Consider the following 20,317-nt stretch of genomic DNA (forward strand, 5'->3'; position numbering starts at 1 on the left):
CGCCGCGTACGCCCTGCTGGCCGGGGGCGGACAGACCGTGGTGCTGTGGTTCTGGCACCTGCCGGGGCCGTACGCCGCCGCGGTGGACCGGCCCGCCGTGCACGCCGCCGAGCACCTCGCCCTGCTGGCGGCGGCCTGGCTGTTCTGGGTGCCGGTGGTGGGCCCGCCGCGCCACCGCGCGCCCGCCCCGGTGACGGTGCTGCTGCTGGCCGGCGCCATGTTGCCGGCCTCGGCGCTCGGTGCGGTGCTCACCTTCGCCCCGGCCCCGGTCTATCCCGACCGGATGTTCGGCGCCGATCCGCTGGCCGACCAGCAGCTGGCCGGCCTGCTGATGTGGGCGCCGATGGACCTGGTCGTGCTGGTCGTGGCGCTGACCGTGTTCCTGCGCTGGCTGCTGCGCATGGACCGCGACCGGCCCGACGCCCTGATCGGTGGCCCGGTGCGCCGCGGCGGCGGCCCGGTGGCGACCGGGCCTGGAACGGAAGGGATGGTGCGATGAAGCTGCCCGCTCGGAGCTGGGCGTTCGGGGTGGCGCTGACGGTGCTGTCGGTCGCCGCGGTCACCGGATGCGCCTCGGCGGCGCCACCACCGCCGCCCGAGGTGCGTGAGGGACGGCCGGACCGGGGCGCGGAGCTGATCGCCCAGTACGGCTGCGGGTCGTGCCACACCATCCCCGGCGTCAGCCGCGCCGACGGCCTGGTCGGGCCGCCGCTGACCCGGTTCGGCGCCCGCTCGTACATCGCCGGTCAGCTGCCCAACAACGCCGACAACCTGCGCCGGTGGATCGCCGACCCGCAGGCGGTCGAGCCGGGCACCGCCATGCCGAAGCTGGGTGTCACCGCCATCGACGCGCAGGACATCGCCGCCTACCTGTACACCCTGGACTGACCGATGCGGCGACCACGAGCGGCGACGGTCCGGCCCTTGCTGCATCCGCGCCGGGCCCTCGCGGTGGGCGCGGCGCTGGTGCTCGCCGCGGGACCGGTGGCCCTTGTCCCCGCACGGTCACCGGCGGCCTCGGCGCCCCCGGCCGCCGCCGCGCCGGCCGCCGGCGACCGCGGCACCCAGCTCTACCTGGAGCACTGCGCGAGCTGCCACGGCGAGCGGGGACAGGGTGCCCAGCGGGGGCCGTCCCTGGTCGGCGTCGGCCCCGCCTCGGTGGACTTCCAGCTCTCGACCGGACGGATGCCGGTCTCGCGCGAGGTGCAGCAGGCACGCCGCGGGGAACCGGTGTTCTCGGCCGCGGACATCTCGGCGCTGGTCGACCACGTCGCCAGCTTCGGCGGCGGGGGGCCGCGGATTCCCCGGGTCGCGCCGGGCCACCTGGGCTCCGGCCGGGAGATCTTCGCCGCCAACTGTGCACCCTGCCACGGGGCGACCGGCGCGGGCGCCGCGCTGACCAACGGCTGGACCGCGCCGCCCCTGTACGACAGCACCCCAGTGCAGGTGGCGGAGGCGGTCCGGGTCGGTCCCGGCCTGATGCCGGTCTTCCCCAGCCAGGTGCTCGACGACCGGCAGGTCGACGACCTGGCCGCCTACGTGCAGCGGTTGCGCGGCGAGCGGCTGGACCGGGGCGGCAACCCGCTCGGCCGGCTGGGCCCGCTCGCCGAGGGTCTGGTCGCCTGGCTGGCCGCGCTGGGTCTGCTGGTGGCCGCCGCCGGTGGCTGGGCCGGAGGGCGGGAGAGTGAGGCGCCCGGGGTCCGTCGGCGACCGAGCGGGCGGCGAGCCGCCGGATCGTGCCGCGTTCGGCGCCAGCGCCGCCGGGGCGGTGGGCTTCGCGGTGACGTACGCCCAGGGCGGCAACACCCGGTGGGAGGGCGCCTGCCTCGCGGTGGCCTTCGCCGGGCTGGCCGTGGGCCTGGCCGTCTGGGCGCGACGGCTCGTGCCGGTCGGCGGGTACGTCGAGGAACACGAGGGCTTCACGCCACCTCCGACAGAGCAGGCGATGACCGCCGCCGAGCTGACCGCGCCGGACAGTCCGGTCCGCCGGCGCGGCCTGCTCGCCGCGCTCGGGCTGGCGCTAACCGCGCTCGGCGCCGCGGCGCTGTTCCCGCTGCGCTCCCTGCTGCCGTTCGACCGGGCCCGGCCGGAGCGGGCGCTCAAGGACACCCCGTGGGGGCCCGGCGTACGGCTGGTCGACGCCGCCGGACGGCCGGTGCGGCCGCAGGACGTGCCCGCCGACAGCATGGTCGCGGTCTTCCCCGAGGGCCACGTCGACACCGGGGACGCTCCCGCCTTCGCGGTACGCCTCGAACCCCGACGCTTCTCCCGGCCGCCCGCCGGCGGCCACCTCGACGGTCTCGTCGTCTGGTCGCTGCTCTGCACGCACGCCGGCTGTCCGGTCCGCACCTACCTCAAGGGCACCGCACGCGTGCTCTGTCCCTGCCACCAGTCCTCGTTCGACCTGCTGGCGGGCGCCCGGCCGGTGGCCGGCCCGGCGGCCCGGGCGCTGCCCGGCCTGCCGATCGAGGAAGGCCCGGACGGGTTCCTCCACGCCACCGGCGACTTCACCGCCCCGCCCGGCGCCGGCTTCTGGGACTCGCCGTGATCACCGACCGGCTGGCCCGGGCGCTGGACGACCGGCTGCGGCTCTCCCCGATCGCCCGCCGGGCGATGGCGAAGGTCTTCCCCGACCACTGGTCGTTCATGCTGGGCGAGCTCGCGCTCTACTCGTTCGTGGCGCTGCTCCTCACCGGCGTCTACCTCACCTTCTTCTTCGACGCCAGCAACGCGGACCGGGTCTACCACGGCGAGTACGCGCCCCTGGAGGGCCGCACCACGTCCGCCGCGTACGCCTCCACCGTGCGGCTGAGCTGGGACGTCCGGGCCGGCCTGCTGATCCGGCAGACCCACCACTGGGCGGCGCTGGTCTTCGTCGCGGCGATCGTCCTGCACCTGGCCCGGATCTTCTTCACCGGGGCGTTCCGCAAACCCCGCGAGCTCAACTTTCTGATCGGCGTGACCATGCTGACCCTCGCCCTGGCCAACGGGTTCACCGGCTACTCCCTGCCGGACGACCTGCTCTCCGGCGTGGGCCTGCGGATCCTCACCTCGGTGGTGCAGTCGATCCCCCTGGTCGGGGCGTGGCTGGCCGCCCTGGCCCTGGGTGGGGAGTTCCCCTCCGACGCGATGATCCCCCGGATGTTCGTCACCCACGTCCTGCTCGTGCCGGCGGTCCTGGTCGCCCTGATCTCACTGCACCTGGGCATCCTGGTGCGGCAGAAGCACAGCCAGTTCCCCGGACCGGGGCGCACCGAACACAACCTGGTCGGCTCCCGGCTGTGGCCGAGCTACACGCTGCGCTCGCTCGCCCTCTTCGCCTGGCTGCTGGCGGTGCTGTTCGCCCTCGGCGGCCTGGTCCAGATCAACCCGGTCTGGCTCTACGGCCCGTTCGAACCGGCCCAGGCCACCTCACCCGCGCAGCCCGACTGGTACGTCGCCTGGGGCGACGGCGCCCTGCGCCTCTTCCCGTCCTGGGAGTTCCGGATCGCCGGGCACCTGGTGCCGGCCGCGTTCTTCCCCGGCGTGGTGCTCGGCGGGGTGACCTTCCTCGCCCTGTACGCCTGGCCGTTCGCCGAGCGGCTCCGGACCGGGGACCGCCGGCAGCACCACCTGCTCGACCGGCCCCGCGACCACCCGGTCCGCCTCGGCGTCGGGGTCGGCGCGCTGACCTTCTACGCGGTGCTGACGGTCGCCGCGGGGGACGACATCATCGCCCGGCTGATCCGGGTGCCCGTCTACGACCTGCTGTCGCTGTTCCGGGTGCTGGTGTTCGTCCTGCCGTTGCTCGCCGGGCTGGTCGCGTTCCTGGTCGCGCGGGCGCTGCGGCGCGGCGACGCCGCCGGTGTCGGCGAGCTCACCCGGGCGGACCTGCGCCGGGCCGCACACCGCTCGGTCCGGCCGCCCGAAGCCGATTCCGGTGAGTCGGAGACGCCCGCCCGGGACCGGCCGGGAGAGCGGATCGAGCTGTGGCCGGAGGGCGACCTGTGGCGGTGGCGCTACCGGGACGAGGACCGGCAGGTCGTGTTCCCCGGTAGCCGGGCGGTGCGGTCGGAGGAGGAGGCAGCCTCGGCGGCCGGCTCGCGTACCCCGGGGTGGACCGGGTCGTGGTGCCCGGACCGCCCCCGGCCCCGCCGCCCGGTCCGGTCCGCGTCGCCCTGCGGCGGTGGGGCCGGGCGGCGGCCGCGGGGTCGCTGCTGCTCGCGGCCCTCCTGGACCGCCGACGGGACCGGCGGCGACAGGAGCGTGAGCGGGCGGAGCAGGCGTCATCGCCGGAGGCCGCGGACCGGGCGTCGACCGGTGGCGGGCGGACATGAGACTTCAGGAGATCCAGATCAGGAGGCGTGAGGTGCAGGAGATCGTGGGCGAGAGCCTGGCCCGGCGGCTGGTGGAATGGGGCGTCGACACCGTCTTCGGGCTGCCCGGTGACGGCATCAACGGCCTGATGGAGGGTTTCCGCCGGCAGCGGGAGAAGCTGAAGTTCGTGCTGGTGCACCACGAGGAGGCGGCCGCCTTCATGGCCACCGGCTACGCCAAGGCCACCGGGCGGCTCGGCGTCTGCGCCGCCACCTCCGGCCCGGGCGCCATCCACCTGCTCAACGGGCTGTACGACGCCAAGCTCGACCACGTGCCGGTGCTGGCCGTCACCGGCATGCAGGAGAGTTCGGTGCTGGGCTCGCACTATCAGCAGGAGGTGCACACCACGCTGCTCTACCAGGACGTGGCGGCCTACAACCTGATGGTCACCAACCCACAGCAGATGCCCGGGGTGGTCGACATCGCCATCCGCCACGCCCTGGCCGAGCGGACCGTCGCGCACCTGACCTTCCCGAACGACGTGCAGGTCGCCCTGGCCGGCGACGACCCGTACCGGCACGTCAGCCCGGGGGAGCCGCCGATGAGCAGCCCCGTGCTGAGGCAACCTCCGGTGCCGGCGGCGCAGGCGACCTGGCCCGGGCGGCGGAGGTGCTCAACGGCGGGAAGAAGATCGCGATGCTGGTCGGGGTGGGGGCGCGCGGCGCCCGCGACGAGGTGCTCGCCGTGGCGGAGGCGCTGGCCAGCCCGATCGTCAAGACCCTGCCCGGCAAGCTGGTGGTGCCGGACGACCACCCGCTCACCACCGGTGGCCTCGGCCTGCTCGGCACCAGGCCGAGCGAGGAGCTGATGGAGGAGTGCGACACCCTGCTGATGGTCGGCACCTCCTTCCCGTACGGGAAGTACCTGCCGTCACCCGGGCAGGCGCGGGTGGTGCAGATCGACATCGACGCCAGCCTGATCGGCCTGCGGCTGCCGGTGGACGCGGCGGTCAACGCCGACGCGCGGCTCGCGCTGCAGCAGCTGCTGCCGATGCTCCAGGCCCGCACCGACCGGTCGTTCCTCACCAGGTACCAGCAGGAGCGGGACAGGTGGCGCTCGGACATGGTCGCCCTGCAGGATCCGACCCGCGACCCGATCGCCCCGCAGTACCTGATCAGCTGCGTGGACGAGGCGGCCACCTCGGACGCCATCCTGACCTGCGACTCCGGCACCATCGCCACCTGGGCCGCGCGGCACTGGACGATCCGCGGCGGCCGGGAGTTCTACCTCTCCGGCAACCTGGCGACCATGGCGCCCGGGCTGCCGTACGCGATCGCGATCCAGCACGCGTACCCGGGCCGGCAGGTGATCGCGTTCGTCGGGGACGGGGGGTTCGCCATGCTGATGGCCGAGTTCCTCACCGCCGTGCGGCACAACCTGCCGATCAAGGTGGTCGTCAACAACAACAACTCCTACGGCCAGATCCTCTGGGAGCAGATCCTCCTCGGCTACCCCGAGTACGCGGTACGGCACCGGCAGCCGGAGGCGGACTTCGCCGCCTGGGCGCGGGCCTGCGGCGGGTACGGCGCCAAGGTCACCGACCCGAAGGCGCTGCCCGGGGCGATCCGGGAGGCCCTCGCGCACCCCGGCCCGGCGCTGGTCGACTGCGACGTCAACCCGAACGAGCCGCCGATGCCCGGCAAGGTGCGGTACGACCAGGCGAAGAACTTCATCGAGGCGTTCCTGCGCGGCCAGCCGCACCGGACGAGCACGTTTGCGACGGTGGCCCGCGACAAGATCAACGAGCTGCGGTCATGAGCGAGCGAACCAGCGTGGTGTCCCTGCCGGAGCCGGTGCTGCGCCCGCCCGAGCCGGCCGGCGACATCGACCTGGCCGCGCTCGCCGCGGACCTGCGGGCCGAGGTGGACGGGGAGGTGCGCTTCGACGCCGGCTCCCGGGCGGCGTACGCCGCCGGTGGCTCCAACTACCGGGAGGTGCCGCTCGGCCTGGTGGTGCCCCGTACCGTCGAGGCGGTGGTGGCGGCGATCGCCACCTGTCGGCGGCACGGGGCACCGGTGCTCTCCCGGGGCGGCGGCACCAGCCTGGCCGGGCAGGTCACCAACGTGGCGGTGATCATCGACTGGTCGAAGTACTGCAACCGGTTGCTGGAGGTCGACCGGGAGGCGCGGACCTGCCTGGTCGAGCCGGGCATCGTGCTCGACACGCTCAACGACCTGCTGGCACCGGAGGGGCTGGAGTTCGGGCCGCGGCCGTCCACCCACGACCACTGCACCATCGGTGGGATGATCGGCAACAACTCGTGCGGGTCGGCCGCCCAGCGCAGCGGCAAGGTGGTCGACAACGTCGTCGACCTGGAGGTGCTGCTCTACGACGGCACCCGGATGTGGGTCGGCGAGACCACCGAGGAGCGGTACGCCGACATCCAGCGGCGCGGTGGCCGCCCGGCCGAAATCCACCGCCAGTTGCGGACGCTGCGGGACGAGTACCTGGCGGAGATCCGCACCCGCTACCCGGACATCCCGCGCCGGGTGTCCGGCTACAACCTGGACAGCCTGCTGCCGGAGAAGAACTTCCAGGTGGCGCGGGCGCTGATCGGTTCCGAGGGCACCCTCGTCACCGTGCTGCGGGCGCGGCTGAGGCTGCTACCGGTGGTCCGGGCCAAGTCGCTGGTGTTCCTGTCCTATCCGGACATCGCCGCCGCGGGCGACGACGTACCCCGGATCCTGCCGTACGGCCCGGTCGCGCTCGAGGGCATCGACGACAAACTGATCAACTTCGAGAAGCGCAAGCACCTGCATCCGGAGGCCCTGCACAAGCTGCCGGAGCGCGGCGCCTGGCTGATGGTGCAGCTGGGCGGCGACACCGTCGAGGAGGCGAACGCCGCCGCCGAGCGGCTGGTGACCGCGCTGCGCGGCGACGGCGCCACCGGCGTGCACCGGTTCGACGACGAGGCCGACGAGGAGCAGATGTGGCTGCTGCGCGAGTCCGGGCTCGGGGCCACCGCGCGCGTACCGGAGGAGCCCGACACCTGGGAGGGCTGGGAGGACTCGGCGGTCGCCCCGGACCGGCTGGGCGACTACCTGCGGGACCTCGATCGTCTCTTTCGGGAGTACGGCTTCGGACAGGCGTCGCTCTACGGACACTTCGGGCAGGGCTGCGTACACACCAGGATTCCGTTCCAGCTGACGACCGCGGACGGGGTACGCCAGTTCCGCTCGTTCGTCGAGCGTGCCGCCGACCTGGTGGTGTCCTACGGTGGCTCCTTCTCGGGAGAGCACGGCGACGGGCAGGCCCGTGGCGAATTGTTGGTGAAGATGTTCGGCGATCGGCTGATCCGCGCGTTCGGGCAGTTCAAGGCGATCTTCGACCCGGACGACCGGATGAATCCGGGCAAGGTGGTCGCCCCCTACCCGCTGGACAGCCACCTCCGACTCGGCGTCGACTACCACCACGGCGAGGTGGAGACAGAGTTCCGCTACCCCGACGACTCCGGCAGCTTCGGTCGGGCGGTGCTGCGCTGCGTCGGGGTCGGCACGTGCCGGCGGCAACACGGCGGGGTGATGTGCCCGTCCTACATGGTCACCCGGGAGGAGGAGCACTCCACCCGGGGCCGGGCCCGGTTGCTCTTCGAGATGCTCGACGGCACGGCTCGGGGCGGCACCATCGGTGACGGCTGGCGGTCCGAGGCGGTCCGCGACGCCCTCGACCTCTGCCTGGCCTGCAAGGGCTGCAAGGCGGACTGCCCGGTCAACGTGGACATGGCGACGTACAAGGCGGAGTTCCTGTCCCACCATTACCAGGGCCGGTTGCGGCCCCGCGCGCACTACTCGATGGGCTGGCTGCCGGCGGCGGCGGTGGCCGCCGGGCGCGCCCCCCGGGTGGTGAACGCGCTGGCCCACGCGCCCGGCCTGAGCCGGCTGGCCAAGCTGGCCGGCGGGATCGACCAACGCCGGGACGTCCCGGTCTTCGCCGCCGAGCCCTTCCAGCGCTGGCTCGCCCGGCGGACGCCCGGTGGGGACGGCTCCCGCGGCGAGGTGCTGCTGTGGCCCGACACCTTCACCAACCACTTCCACCCGGGCGTGGCGCAGGCGGCCGTCGAGGTGCTGGAGGCGGCCGGCTGGCGGGTACGGGTGCCGGAACAGCCCGTCTGCTGCGGGCTGACCTGGATCTCCACCGGGCAGCTCGGCATCGCCAAGAAGGTGCTGCGGCGGACCGTCGAGGTGTTGCGACCGCACCTGCGCGCCGGCACCCGGGTGGTGGGTCTCGAACCCTCCTGCACGGCCGTGTTCCGCAGCGACGCCTACGAGCTGTTCCCCGCCGACGAGGACGTCACCCGGCTGCGCGAACAGACGGTCACCCTGGCCGAGCTGCTGCACCACCACAGCCCGGGGTGGCGCCCGCCGTCGCTGCCGGTCCACGGGCTGATCCAGACCCACTGCCACCACCACGCGATCCTCGGCACCGCCGCCGACCGGGCCGTGCTGCGGGACGCCGGGGTGCGGGCCGACTTCCTCGACTCGGGCTGCTGCGGGTTGGCCGGCAACTTCGGCTTCGAGCAGGGGCACTACGAGGTCTCCGAGGCCTGCGCCGAGCGGGTGCTGCTGCCGGCCCTGCGGGATGCCGCCGACACCGACGTCATCCTCGCCGACGGCTTCAGCTGCCGTACCCAGGTCGAGCAGGGCGCCTCCGGCGGCCGGACGGCGATCCACCTGGCCGAGCTGCTCCGCGCCGGCCTGCACGGTGACGAGGTGTGACCCGGCCGGAACGCCGGTGGGCGCAGCGCCCGGCGCGGCCGTCCAGGAGCGCGCGGGTGCTCGCCGCCGGGGTGGTCGGCCTGGCCGCGTTCGGCCCGGTGGCCGCGCTCGCCGTGCGGGCCGTCCGGAAGACGCGGTGACCGACGATGCGCCTGACCGCGGCGGCGTACCGGGTGCCGACCGACGCGCCGGAGGGCGACGGCACCCTCGCCTGGGACAGCACCACCATGGTGCTGGTCCGGGCCGAGGCCGACGGGCAGGTCGGGGTCGGTTGGACCTACGGCCCGACGGCGGTGGTCCCGGCGGTGACCGAGCTGCTCGCCCCGGTGGTCGCCGACCTCGACCCGGACGACGTGCCGGCCGCCTGGTCGGCCATGCAGCGACAGCTGCGCAACGCCGGCCGGCCCGGGGTCGCCGGGCTGGCGCTGTCCGCCGCCGACTGCGCGGTCTGGGACCTGAAGGCCCGCCGGCACGGGCTGCCGCTGGCCCGGCTGCTCGGCACCGCCCGCCGGCAGGTTCCGGTGTACGGCAGCGGCGGCTTCACCACGTACGACGCCGACCGGCACCACCGGCAGCTGGCCGGCTGGGTGCACGACGAGGGCATCCCCCGCGTGAAGATCAAGATAGGTGGGTCGTGGGGGAGCGAGGTCACCCGTGACCTCGCCCGGATGGCCGCCGCCCGGCGCACCATCGGCGACGCCGAGCTGTACGTCGACGCCAACGGCGCCTACCAGCGGAAGCAGGCGGTCCGGGTGATGCGGTCCGCCGCCGACCTCGACGTGCGCTGGTACGAGGAGCCGGTCAGCTCCGACGACCTGCCGGGGCTCGGACTGGTCCGCGACCGGGTGCTGCCCGACGTGGCGGCGGGGGAGTACGGCTACGACCTGGCCTACTTCCACCGGATGGCGCCGTACGTCGACTGCCTGCAGATCGACGTCACCCGGTGCGGGGGGATCAGCGAGTTCCTGCGCGCCGCCGCGGTGGCCGCCGCCGCGGGGCTGGAGGTGTCCGCGCACTGCGCGCCGCACCAGCACCTGCCGGTCGCCGCCGCGGTGCCGAACCTGCGGCACGTGGAGTGGTTCCACGACCACGTGCGCATCGAGTCGATGCTGTTCGACGGCGCCGTCGGGGCGACCGGCGGCGTCGCCCCGGTGAACCTCGACGCCCCGGGCAACGGACTCGACCTGCGGGCCGCGCTGGCCGAGCCGTACCGGGTGGCCTGATGTGGGAACCGGAGGAGACGGATGAGAGTCCAGGAGGTGCACCACCAGACCCGGCGGGTCCTGGTGGTGGTCTGCGACAAGGGCGAGGAGGCGGTGGCCGCCATCGGCCGGGCCCTGACCGCCCAGGGCGTACGGTCGGGCCAGGTGACCGCCGTCGGCGGGTTCTCCGCCGGCGAGGTCGGCTACTTCGACCGGGACCGGCGCGACTACCTCCGGATCCCGATCGGCGGGCAGGTCGAGGTGCTGTCGCTGCTCGGTGACGTGGCCGAGCGGGACGGCGAGCCGGTGCTGCACGTGCACACGGTGCTCGGTCGACCCGACGGCAGCACCCTGGGCGGGCATCTGCTGCGCGGCGAGGTGTGGCCGACCCTGGAGGTCCTCGTCACCGAGGTCGCACCCGAACTGGCCAAGCGGGTGGACCCGGAGACCGGCCTCGCCCTGATCGCGGCCACCCCGCCGCGCTGACCGGCTCGACCCGCTGCCACGAGGGGCGTCACCGGACCGTCACCGGACGGCCACGAGTTTCGGCGCCCGGTGACGCCGGAGTGACGTCGATCCAGCAGACTCACAGCTGAGGTCAGCGGTCCTTGCGCAGCTCAAGCCCCAGCCCATCCGATCCTGGTGCAGGTCGGATGGCCGATCGTGCACCGACGCGGCGCGGCATCGGTGACGACGTTCGTGGGGCTTCGCGCGATCTCGTGACGGTCCGGTCCGCCGGTCCGCCCCGACAGCGGTGTCGCGGACCGGCCATTCCGCCAGGGCGGCCTTCGCCCACCAGGGTCCCGGTGCAGGGGGGGTCGATCGTGATCTCTGAGGAGAGCACGCGATTGTCCACGACAGGCGGCATCGGACCGGTGTCCGGCGCCGAGCCGAAGATCCGGCTCCTGCTGCTCGGTGGCTTTCGGCTGCTGCACGGCGGCCGGGCCGTGGTGGTGCCGCGCGGCCTGCAACGCGGCATCGCCCTGATCGGCCTGCGGCCGGCTGCCACCCGTACCCAACTGGCGCGCCTGCTGTGGCCGGACGGGTCGGAGGAGCGCGCGCTGTCGTCGTTGCGGACGGCGCTGTGGCGGCTGCGCCGCGATCCGCTCTGCCCGGTGATCACCGACGGCGACACGGTCCGGCTGCACCCGAAGGTCGACCTGGACGTCGACGAGCTGACCCGGGTGGCCGCCCGGGTGAGCCAGGGCGGCGACCCGCGGCCGGCGGCGGGGGTCCTCGCCGCCGGGCGCCACGACCTGCTGCCCGGCTGGTACGACGACTGGGTGCTGATGGAGCGGGAACGGCTCAGACAGTTGCGGCTGCACCTGCTCGACGAACTGGCCCGGGCCCACCTGCGCGCCGGTGAGCACGGCGAGGCGTTGCAGGCGGCGCTCGAGGCGATGGCGGCCGACCCGTTGCGGGAGACGCCGCACCGGCTGGTGGTCGAGACGCACCTGGCGGAGGGCAACGCGTACGAGGCGCTGCACGCCTTCTTCACCTACCGCGACCTCCTGTCGCGCGAGCTGCAGCTCGCACCGTCCGCGGCGATGTCCGCGCTGATCAGCGAAGTGCTCGCGCCGATCCACGCGCCGGCTTAGCGGCCGCCGGCCGGACCTGGACCCGTCCCCGCGCCCCGCCGGACCCGCCTGTCGTGGTCTCCCTGGCTCCACTGTGCCCGGACCCGTTTCGCCGCCGTCAACGGCCGGGGACTCGGTGCCGGTCGTCGGTGACGGCGGCGTGACGCGACGTCCGGCAGGGTCGCAGGACGACGTCGTCGTGGTCCGGGCGACACCGGTCGGGGACCTCGCCGGCACAACGAGCAAGAACCTCCGCCGGAATCAGGAAGGAGTTCCGTGATGGTCCGCAACCTGCTGCTCATCGTTCGCGAGTCCTGCCGGATGGCTGTCGACGCCTTCCTGGTCGGTGCCCGCGGCTCAAGCGCGTTCATCAGCCCGATCGTCTCCCGCCGGCGTTCGAAGGGAAATCCATGATCAGGACGATGGTCCGGATCCGCGCGCGCCCGGGGCGCGAGCACGCCGTGGAAGCCGCGTGGCGAACGGCCGCCGGGCAGATCATCCGGCTGGCCGGGAACCTGCGGCGGGAGTTGCTGCTCGACGCCAACGATCCGCGCTCGTTCGTAGTCGTCACCGAGTGGGCCGACGAGTCCGCGCTGCACGACTACGAGACCGGACCGGTCGCCGCGCGGTTCGCCGACGCAATCCGTCCACTGTGCGAGGCGTCCGGGCCGGCGAGCCGCCGGGTGATGCGCGGACCCGAGGGCCCCGGCTCGAAGATCTTCGTGGATGTCGAGCTCGCCGTGCCGGCCGACCGGCTGGCCGAGTTCGAGCGCGGGTACGTCGAGGTCACCGCACGGATGGCCGAGGTACCCGGGTACCTGCGCGAGGACCTGCTGCGTCAGCCCGGCTCGGACGTCCACCACATCTTCGCCGAATGGCGCAGCGAGACCGAGTTCTACCGCTGGATCGGCAACCCGGCACACGCGCAGGAGGAGGCCGGGCCGATCGCGCCGTTCCTCCTGGAAATCCGGCGCCGCCTCTTCCACGACGTGGCCCATCCCGAAAGCAGGCGAGAACCGAGTACGGGCAAGGAGATCGACGTGCACACCACAACGGACGTACTCATCGTCGGGGCGGGGCCCACCGGGCTGACCGCCGCCGTCGAGCTGGCCCGGCGCGGCATCGAGTGCCGGGTGATCGAGAAGCAGGCCACCCCGCCCGCCCAGGCCGACAAGGCGATCGGCATCCACTGCCGCACGATGGAGATCTGGGCGGAGCAGGGCATCGTGCGCGACGCGATGGACGCCGGGATCTGGCTGACCGGGAACATGGTGTTCGTCAACGGCGTGCAGACCCACCGGATGAGCTGGGAACTGCCGGAACTGCCGTACGCGCACCTCGGCCTGCCGCAGTACGAGACCGAGCGCATCCTCACCGAACGGCTGGCCACCCTCGGCGTGCGCCCGCAGCGCGGCGCCGAGCTGATCGCGTTCACCCAGGACGACGGCGGCGTGCTGGCCACGGTGGCGACCGCCGGCGGCGAGGAGACGGTACGCGCGAAGTACCTGGTCGGCTGCGACGGCGCGCACAGCAGGGTGCGCGAGCTGCTCGGGCTGACGTTCTCGGGAGGGCTGGGCCGGTTCCCGCAGCTGTTCATGCTCGGGGACGTGGACGTGGACTGGGACATGCCCGAGGGTCACCTGCTCCGGTTCATGCACGAGACCGACGGCCGGATGGACGGGATGCTGGTCTGCGTCCCGCTGCGTGGCGAGTCCCGGTACCGGATCGCGACGCTGGCGCCGCCCCGGTTCTTCGCCCAGACCGGCGGGCAGGACGCCCCGCCCGGGTTCAGCGAGGAGCTGGCCGAACCGACCCTCGCCGACGTCCAGGCCGCGATCGACCACCTGGCCCCGCCCGGCACGCGCGCGTCGAACCTGCGCTGGTCGTCGGTGTTCCGGATCAGCCACGGGATCGTCGACCGGTACGCCGCCGGCCGGGTGTTCGTGGCCGGCGACGCGGCGCACCTGCACCCACCCGCGGGCGGCCAGGGCATGAACACCGGGATCCAGGACGCCTGGAACCTGGCGTGGAAGCTGGCGCTGGCGGTGCGGGGGCTCGCCGCGCCCGGGCTGCTGGACAGCTACGAGACCGAGCGGCGGCCGGAGGGCGAGGAGATCGTCGGGCGCGCGGTGCGGATGGCGTTCACCGACGAGCTGGACCGCAACGACCTGAAGCGTCAGTTCCTGCAGGAGATGTCCATACTGCTCAGCTACTCGGACAGCCCGCTCGTCGGGGAGTCGCTGTCCGCGCCGGACGCCCTGCGGGCCGGCCCCGGGCCCGGCGACCGCGCACCCGACGTCGGCGGCCTGCGCCGGCGGGGTGTCGGGCATCCGCTGCGACTGCACGACCTGACCCGCGGCACCCGGCACACCTTGCTGGTCTACGCGGACGGCTCGGCCGACGAGGCGACCGTGGCCGCGGTGGGGAAGCTGTGCGCCGACGTGCGCCGGCAGGCGTCCGGACAGATCGACGTGTACCTGCTGCTCAGCCCGGACGCCGACGCGCCGGGGCTGCTCGACCCGCCGGTGGTGCGGGACGCCGGGGGCGAGTTCCGGGCCGCGTACGGCGTCGCCGGCAGCGCCCTGTACCTGGTCCGCCCCGACGGGCACGTCGGGTTCCGCAGCCAGCCGATCGACGCCGACGCGCTGAGCAAGAACCTGCAACTGGTGTTCGGAGGCGCGCGATGACCACCGTACGGACCGTGCTCGCGATGCGTACCCGGGAGGGCTGCGAGGAACGGTTCGAGGCGGAGTGGCTCTCGGCGGCCGAGGAGATCAGCACGCTGGACGGATGCCTGCACCAGGACCTGGTCCGCGATGCCGACGACCCGCGCAGCTACCTGATCATCAGCGACTGGGCGGACCGCGAACGGCTGGACGCCTTCGGCCGCAGCGAGCACCGTGACCGGCTGCTGCGCATGATCCGCGAGCTCCGCGAATCCGCGCAACGGCACACCTACCAGGTCCTGCACAGCGTGCGGCGCGAGCCCGAGGAGTCCCGATGACCGACGATGCCGTACCCGCGTCGGAGCTCTACACCGACGAGTTCGCCGCCGACCCCTATCCCACCTTCGCGCGGCTGCGGGCGGACGCCCCCGTCTGCCCGGTCAGTTCGCCGCGGTTTGACTCCTACCTGATCACCCGGTTCGACGACGCCAAGGCGGCGCTGACCGATCCCAGGCTCTCCAAGGACCTGTACGGCCCGGACCAGCACTACCTCCGGATCTTCGGGCCGAACTCGGAGGGGTTGAACAAGAACATGCTCAACTCGGACCCGCCGGAGCACACCAGGCTGCGCCGGATCGTGTCGCAGGCGTTCGCGCCGCGCCGCATCGAGGCGCTGCGACCCCGGGTGGCGCAGATCGTGGACGACCTGCTCGACAAGATCGTCCCGCAGGGTCAGTCCGAGCTGATGCACGAGTTCGCGATTCCGCTGCCGATGCGGGTGATCGGCGAGCTGATCGGGATACCGGAGGCCGACCACGACCGGGTCCTCGACTGGACCCAGGTGATCAGGACGTCCGGGTCGTCCGGCCGTAGTCCCCAGGAAGACCGGGCGGCCGTGCAGGAGGCCCAGCTGCGGCTGCACCACTACTTCGTCGGCCTGGTGCAGGCCAAGCGCGCGCATCCGGCCGACGACATGATCAGTGCGCTGATCGAGGCCTGCGACCACGACGGGAAGCTCTCCGAAGCGGAGCTCGTCACCACCTCGTTCCTGCTGCTGTTCGCCGGGCACCAGACCACCGCGGACTTCATCGGCAACGCGACGGTGGCGCTGCTGACCAATCCCGACCAGCTCGACCTGCTGCGCGCCAAGCCGGAGCTGCTGCCCGCGGCGATCGAGGAGCTGCTCCGGTTCGACGGCCCGTTGCCGGTGGCCAGCCCCAGGATCGCCACCGAGGACGTCGAGTACCAGGGCGTACGCATCCCGCGCGGGTCGATCGTCGGCGTGGTGATCAATTCGGCGAACCACGACCCGGAGCACTTCGCCGACCCGGACCGGCTGGACCTCTGCCGCGAGCGCGGCCCGCACATCGGCTTCGGTCACGGTGTCCACTACTGCCTGGGGGTGTCGCTGGCCCGGATGGAGGCACAGATCGGCATCGGGGCGCTGCTGCGCCGGCTACCGGAGCTGCGGCTCGGGGTGCCGGCCGCCGAGCTGCGCCGGCTGCCGGCGGCGTCGCCGTTCCGTGGCCTGCTGGAGCTTCCGGTCCGCTTCACCGCCTGATCACCTCCGCCCCGTCCGCACCCGTCCATCCGATCCCACCCAAGGAGCAGTCATGGTCTTCCGAAACGTGATCGTCTGTCACATGGTTCCGGGCAGTGAGAACATCGTCGGCGACGTCTTCGGCTACTACGACAAGACGACCCGGCCGCAGGACCTCGGGGTGATCGGGCGGATCCTGCTCTCCCACGAGGACCTCTACATCCACGTCATCGAGCGCGAGCAGGACCCGAAGGTGTCGGGCCAGACCCGCGGGCTGCCCGCGTTCCAGAAGATCGCCGAGGCCATCGCCCCGTACGTGACGCCGTACCCGAGGTACTGGAAGAACCCCTCCGACTCCGTCGCCAAGGAGTTCTACCGCTGGGTGCCGGAGGGGGAGGCGTCGGCCGACACGACGCTGACCGTGATCATCGGCCGGATCAAGCCCGGCGCGGAGCCCGACGTCGCGCGGATCTTCGCCGAGTCCGACGCCGGCTCGCTGCCGGCCGAGCTGGGGGTCACCGGGCGCTGGCTGTACTCGATCGACGACGTCTACGTCCACCTTCTGGAGCAGGACGCGGCGATCGCCGAGGCCACCCGGAACAACCATGACGACAAGCCGGTCTTCGCCAAGATCATGGAAGAGCTCAGCCCGTACATCAGCCCGTACAACCCGGACGCCTGGCACGGCCCACAGGACGCGGTGGCCAACGTGTTCTACCGCTGGCGGGCCGAGGACTGAGCGGGCGTCGGGGCGGCCGGGCCGGTCGGCCCGGCCGCCCGACGGTGGATGTCAGATGTTGGCCGAGTCCGCCGGCACGTCGGCCGGCAGCGACGGCGCCCCGGTCGCCGGCGCCGTCCGCGGGCAGCTGAGCCCCAGGGTGTACGCGGTCATCGACAGCGACCCGTACGCGTACCCGTCGACCAGCACCTCCGGGCGGCCGGCGGTGGCGTCGGCCAGCCCCGCCAGGTACAGCAGCGGGATGAAGTGGTCCGGCGTGGGCACGGCCAGGTCGTAGTCGCGGTGGCCGTCGAGCCGGGCCGCCTCGGTCGGCGCGTCGAGCAGGACCTCCCGGGCCGCGTCGTCGAAGCGCCGCGCCCAGTCGAAGCCCTCGTCGGTCAGCCGCGGGTCCACCCCGCCCAGGTTGTGCACCACGTTGCCGCTGGCCACGATCAGCACCCCGCGTTCCCGCAGCGGCGCGAGCCGGGCCCCCAGGTCCAGGTGGTAGTCCAGCCCCTTGAACGCGTTGATGCTCAGCTGCACCACCGGGATGTCCGCCTCCGGGAAGGCGTGCGTCAGCACCGACCAGGTGCCGTGGTCGATGCCCCACGAGTCCACGTCGGCGCCGACCCAGGTGGGGCGCACGGCGTCGCTGATCTCCTCGGCCAGCTCCGGCAGTCCCGGCGCCGGGTACTCCAGGTCGAACAGTTGCCGGGGGAAGCCGTAGAAGTCGTGGATGGTGCGGGGGCGGGGCATGGCCGTGACGGCGGTGGCGCCGATGTACCAGTGCGCGGAGACCACCAGGATCGCCCGAGGTCGCGGCACGGCCCGCCCGAAGTCGCGCCAGGAGGTGGTGTAGCGGTTGACCTCCAGGGCGTTCATCGGGTTGCCGTGGCCGAAGAACGCCGCGGGCATCACCGTGTCCGTCGTCTGGCTGCTCATGCCGCTCCCCGGGGCCGACCGTGCCCCCCGAGGCTAAACCCGAACGCCCGCCGGTGTCCCGTCTCCCCGCGGGCTCCCACCTCGACGTTGCTCGGGTCCGGCTGGGGCGGACACGGAAGGAAGCGCAGGCACGGTCCTACTCCGGCATGCCGGCTTGAGGATGCCAGGCTTCCGGCGTCTTCCCCATCGCAGGTGCGGGCCGTTAGGGTGGCCGCGTGACGGTGTTCCGGATCGGCGAGGCCGCCGAACTGCTCGGGGTCAGCCCCGACACGGTCCGCCGCTGGATCGACGCCGGCCGGCTGGCCGCCAGCCGGGACGACCACGGTCACCGGGTGGTCGACGGCGTCGACCTGGCCGCGTTCGTCCGCGCCCCGGGGCACCCGGAGCTGTCGTCCGCCCGCAACCGGCTGCGCGGGATCGTCACCGCGGTGGTCAAGGACACGGTGATGGCGCAGGTCGACATCCAGGCCGGGCCGTTCCGCATCGTGTCGCTGATGAGCCGCGAGGCCGTCGACGACCTCGACCTGACGGTCGGCTCGGTGGCCGTGGCCGTGATCAAGTCGACGACCGTCGTGGTGGAACGTGCCACCGCCCCCAGGGGGAGGACCAGCCCGTGACCGTACGGTGGATCCGTGCCGCCCTGGCCGGGGTGGCCGCGCTGACCCTCGGCCTGGCCGGCTGCGGCGGTGACGACGCGCCCGCCGGCACGGCCGGCGGCGGGCGGGTCACCGTCTTCGCCGCCGCCTCGCTGACCGAGACGTTCACCCGGCTCGGCAGGGACTTCGAGGCCGCCCACCCCGGCACGAGGGTCACCTTCAACTTCGCCGGCAGCTCGGCGCTGGCCACCCAGATCTCCCAGGGCGCCCCGGCCGACGTCTTCGCCGCCGCCTCACCCGCCACCATGAAGACGGTGACCGGCGCCGGTGAGGCCGCGGCGAGCCCGGTCACCCTCGCCCGCAACCAGCTCGTCATCGCGGTGCCCAGGGGCAACCCCCGGCAGATCGCCGGGCTGCCCGACCTGACCCGGCCCGGGGCGAAGGTCGCGCTCTGCGCCGAGCAGGTGCCCTGCGGAGCGGCGGCGCGTACGGCTCTCGACGCGGCCGGCGTCCGACTCACCCCGGCCACCCTGGAGCAGGACGTCAAGGGCGCGCTGGCCAAGGTGAAGCTCGGCGAGGTCGATGCCGCGCTGGTCTACCGCACCGACGCGCGGGCCGCCGCGTCCGACGTGGACGCGATCGAGTTCGCCGAGTCGGACCGCGCGATCAACGACTACCCGATCGTCGTGCTCAAGCGGGCCGGCGACCCGGCGACCGCCCGCGCCTTCGTCGACCACGTCCGCTCCGACGCCGGGCGGGCGGTGCTCACCGCCGCCGGGTTCCAGCCCCCGCAGGCGTAGGTGCGGACCCGCGACACCGCCGCGCGGGCGGCCCGCCCGGCGCGACGCCGGCCCCGGGTGCCCCTCGCGCTGATGCTGCCGCCGGCCTCGGGCTGCTCTTCCTCGTCCTGCCGCTGGTCGGGCTGCTCGCCCGGCGCCGTGGACCGACCCTGCCGCAGCGGCTGGCCCAGCCCGGCGTGCTCACCGCACTGTGGCTGTCCCTGCAGACCGCCACCCTCGCCACGCTGCTCTGCGTCCTGCTCGGCGTACCCCTGGCCTGGCTGCTGGCCCGGGTCGAGTTCCCCGGCCGGCGGCTGGTCCGGGCGCTGGTCACCGTCCCGCTGGTGCTGCCCCCGGTGGTCGGCGGGGTGGCGCTGCTGCTGGTCTTCGGCCGCCGCGGGCTGCTCGGGTCCTGGCTGGACGCCACGTTCGGGGTGACCCTGCCGTTCACCACCGCCGGGGTGGTGCTCGCCGAGGCGTTCGTCGCCATGCCGTTCCTGGTCATCGCCGTCGAGGGCGCGCTGCGCGGCGCGGACCCGCGCTACGAGGAGGCCGCCGCCACCCTCGGCGCCGGCCGCTGGACCACCTTCACCCACGTCACCCTGCCGCTGGTCGCCCCCGGCGTCGCCGCCGGGGCGGTGCTCTGCTGGGCCCGGGCCCTCGGGGAGTTCGGCGCCACCATCACCTTCGCCGGCAACTATCCCGGCCGGACCCAGACCATGCCGCTCGCCGTCTACCTCGCCCTGGAGACCGACCTGCCGGCCGCGATCGTGCTCAGCCTCATCCTGCTCACCGTCTCCGTCGCCATTCTCGCCGGGCTGCGGGACCGCTGGGTCGGCGCCCCGTGACCGCCCCGCCCCTGCTGGACGCGCACCTGGTCGCCGACCGGGACGCCTTCCAGCTCGACGTCCGGCTGCGGATCGCCGCCGGTGAGGTCGTCGCGCTGCTCGGCCCGAACGGCGCCGGCAAGACCACCGCGCTGCGGGCGCTCGCCGGCCTGCACCCGCTGGCCGCCGGGCACCTCACCCTCGACGGCGTCGACCTCGACCGCCCCGACCGGCGGCGCTGGGTGCCGCCGGAGCGGCGTCCGGTGGGCGTCGTGTTCCAGGACTATCTGCTCTTCCCGCACCTGCGCGCGCTGGACAACGTCGCGTTCGGGCCCCGCCGGCAGGGCGCCGACCGGTCGGCCGCCCGCGAGCGGGCGCGGGGCTGGCTGGACCGGGTCG

17 protein-coding genes and 4 pseudogenes are annotated in these 20,317 nt (G+C 73.6%); 20 read left to right on the forward strand and 1 reads right to left on the reverse strand.

Translation table 11 applies throughout. The features are described from left to right. From JNW87_RS18040 to JNW87_RS18110, 16 genes and pseudogenes are all read left to right on the forward strand, one after another. A partial coding sequence (locus JNW87_RS18040; protein WP_238454098.1) for a cytochrome c oxidase assembly protein occupies positions 1 to 499 on the forward strand: 499 nt, incomplete at its 5' end. After that, positions 496 to 888 carry a cytochrome c family protein gene (locus JNW87_RS18045; RefSeq protein WP_109802779.1) on the forward strand — a complete coding sequence of 131 codons (393 nt, stop codon included), beginning with the start codon at positions 496 to 498 and terminating at the stop codon, positions 886 to 888. The genes JNW87_RS18040 and JNW87_RS18045, both read left to right, overlap by 4 nt. A 3-nt stretch (positions 889 to 891) precedes the next feature. Beyond that, positions 892 to 1,491 (forward strand): annotated as a pseudogene (locus JNW87_RS41535) (c-type cytochrome); the annotation flags it as partial. Between the two features lie 193 nt (positions 1,492 to 1,684). Next, positions 1,685 to 2,548 (forward strand): ubiquinol-cytochrome c reductase iron-sulfur subunit, encoded by an 864-nt coding sequence (locus JNW87_RS40710; protein ID WP_238454100.1) that lies wholly within the window; start codon positions 1,685 to 1,687, stop codon positions 2,546 to 2,548. After that, positions 2,545 to 4,347, forward strand: a complete 1,803-nt coding sequence (locus tag JNW87_RS18060) for a cytochrome bc complex cytochrome b subunit (RefSeq protein ID WP_238454101.1) — start codon at positions 2,545 to 2,547, stop codon at positions 4,345 to 4,347. Before JNW87_RS40710 ends, JNW87_RS18060 begins: the two co-directional genes overlap by 4 nt. After that, positions 4,313 to 4,636, forward strand: a pseudogene (locus JNW87_RS18065) (thiamine pyrophosphate-binding protein); the annotation flags it as partial. The gene JNW87_RS18060 and the pseudogene JNW87_RS18065, both read left to right, overlap by 35 nt. Before the next feature lie 356 nt (positions 4,637 to 4,992). After that, positions 4,993 to 6,114, forward strand: a complete 1,122-nt coding sequence (locus JNW87_RS18070; RefSeq protein WP_238454102.1) for a thiamine pyrophosphate-dependent enzyme — start codon at positions 4,993 to 4,995, stop codon at positions 6,112 to 6,114. Then, positions 6,111 to 9,211 (forward strand): annotated as a pseudogene (locus tag JNW87_RS18075) (FAD-binding and (Fe-S)-binding domain-containing protein). The gene JNW87_RS18070 and the pseudogene JNW87_RS18075 overlap by 4 nt, the downstream one beginning before the upstream one ends. Positions 9,212 to 9,217: 6 nt before the next feature. Continuing rightward, the gene (locus JNW87_RS18080; RefSeq protein WP_109802784.1) at positions 9,218 to 10,294 is read left to right on the forward strand and encodes an enolase C-terminal domain-like protein; all 1,077 of its coding nucleotides are present in this window, start codon (positions 9,218 to 9,220) and stop codon (positions 10,292 to 10,294) included. 21 nt (positions 10,295 to 10,315) lie between these two features. Continuing rightward, complete coding sequence (locus JNW87_RS18085) at positions 10,316 to 10,759, forward strand: PPC domain-containing DNA-binding protein (protein WP_109802785.1); 444 nt, start codon at positions 10,316 to 10,318, stop codon at positions 10,757 to 10,759. A gap of 362 nt (positions 10,760 to 11,121) precedes the next feature. Next, positions 11,122 to 11,871 carry a bacterial transcriptional activator domain-containing protein gene (locus JNW87_RS18090; RefSeq protein ID WP_236648000.1) on the forward strand — a complete coding sequence of 250 codons (750 nt, stop codon included), beginning with the start codon at positions 11,122 to 11,124 and terminating at the stop codon, positions 11,869 to 11,871. Positions 11,872 to 12,129: 258 nt separating this feature from the next. Beyond that, on the forward strand, positions 12,130 to 12,264 hold the full coding sequence (locus JNW87_RS39595) for a hypothetical protein (protein WP_255420207.1): 135 nt from the start codon (positions 12,130 to 12,132) through the stop codon (positions 12,262 to 12,264). Between the two features lie 8 nt (positions 12,265 to 12,272). Beyond that, entirely contained in the window at positions 12,273 to 14,537 is a 2,265-nt protein-coding gene (locus JNW87_RS18095) for an FAD-dependent oxidoreductase (protein WP_236648001.1), read from the forward strand. Further along, complete coding sequence (locus JNW87_RS18100; protein ID WP_109802788.1) at positions 14,534 to 14,854, forward strand: putative quinol monooxygenase; 321 nt, start codon at positions 14,534 to 14,536, stop codon at positions 14,852 to 14,854. The genes JNW87_RS18095 and JNW87_RS18100 overlap by 4 nt, the downstream gene beginning before the upstream one ends. Continuing rightward, a complete protein-coding gene (locus tag JNW87_RS18105) occupies positions 14,851 to 16,077 on the forward strand; it encodes a cytochrome P450 (protein WP_109802789.1) in 1,227 nt (408 codons plus the stop codon). Before JNW87_RS18100 ends, JNW87_RS18105 begins: the two co-directional genes overlap by 4 nt. A 52-nt stretch (positions 16,078 to 16,129) precedes the next feature. After that, positions 16,130 to 16,795, forward strand: a complete 666-nt coding sequence (locus JNW87_RS18110; RefSeq protein WP_109802790.1) for a TcmI family type II polyketide cyclase — start codon at positions 16,130 to 16,132, stop codon at positions 16,793 to 16,795. A gap of 51 nt (positions 16,796 to 16,846) precedes the next feature. Here JNW87_RS18110 and ygiD read toward each other — a convergent pair whose 3' ends face one another. Then, positions 16,847 to 17,716: a 4,5-DOPA dioxygenase extradiol gene (gene ygiD, locus JNW87_RS18115; RefSeq protein ID WP_236648002.1), complete on the reverse strand. Its 870-nt coding sequence runs from the start codon at positions 17,714 to 17,716 to the stop codon at positions 16,847 to 16,849. Positions 17,717 to 17,931: 215 nt separating this feature from the next. Here ygiD and JNW87_RS18120 point away from each other — a divergent pair, with 215 nt between their 5' ends. The 4 genes and pseudogenes from JNW87_RS18120 to JNW87_RS18135 form a co-directional block, all read left to right on the forward strand. Next, on the forward strand, positions 17,932 to 18,333 hold the full coding sequence (locus JNW87_RS18120) for a molybdopterin-binding protein (RefSeq protein ID WP_109802791.1): 402 nt from the start codon (positions 17,932 to 17,934) through the stop codon (positions 18,331 to 18,333). An 11-nt stretch (positions 18,334 to 18,344) separates the two neighbouring features. Beyond that, the gene (gene modA / locus JNW87_RS18125) at positions 18,345 to 19,112 is read left to right on the forward strand and encodes a molybdate ABC transporter substrate-binding protein (RefSeq protein ID WP_201749728.1); all 768 of its coding nucleotides are present in this window, start codon (positions 18,345 to 18,347) and stop codon (positions 19,110 to 19,112) included. A gap of 72 nt (positions 19,113 to 19,184) precedes the next feature. Then, positions 19,185 to 19,939 (forward strand): annotated as a pseudogene (locus JNW87_RS18130) (ABC transporter permease). Then, a partial coding sequence (locus JNW87_RS18135) for an ATP-binding cassette domain-containing protein (RefSeq protein ID WP_238454103.1) occupies positions 19,921 to 20,317 on the forward strand: 397 nt, incomplete at its 3' end. The pseudogene JNW87_RS18130 and the gene JNW87_RS18135, both read left to right, overlap by 19 nt.

Source organism: Micromonospora sp. ATA51 (assembly GCF_016802855.1).
GTDB classification, from domain to species: Bacteria; Actinomycetota; Actinomycetes; order Mycobacteriales; family Micromonosporaceae; genus Micromonospora; species Micromonospora sicca.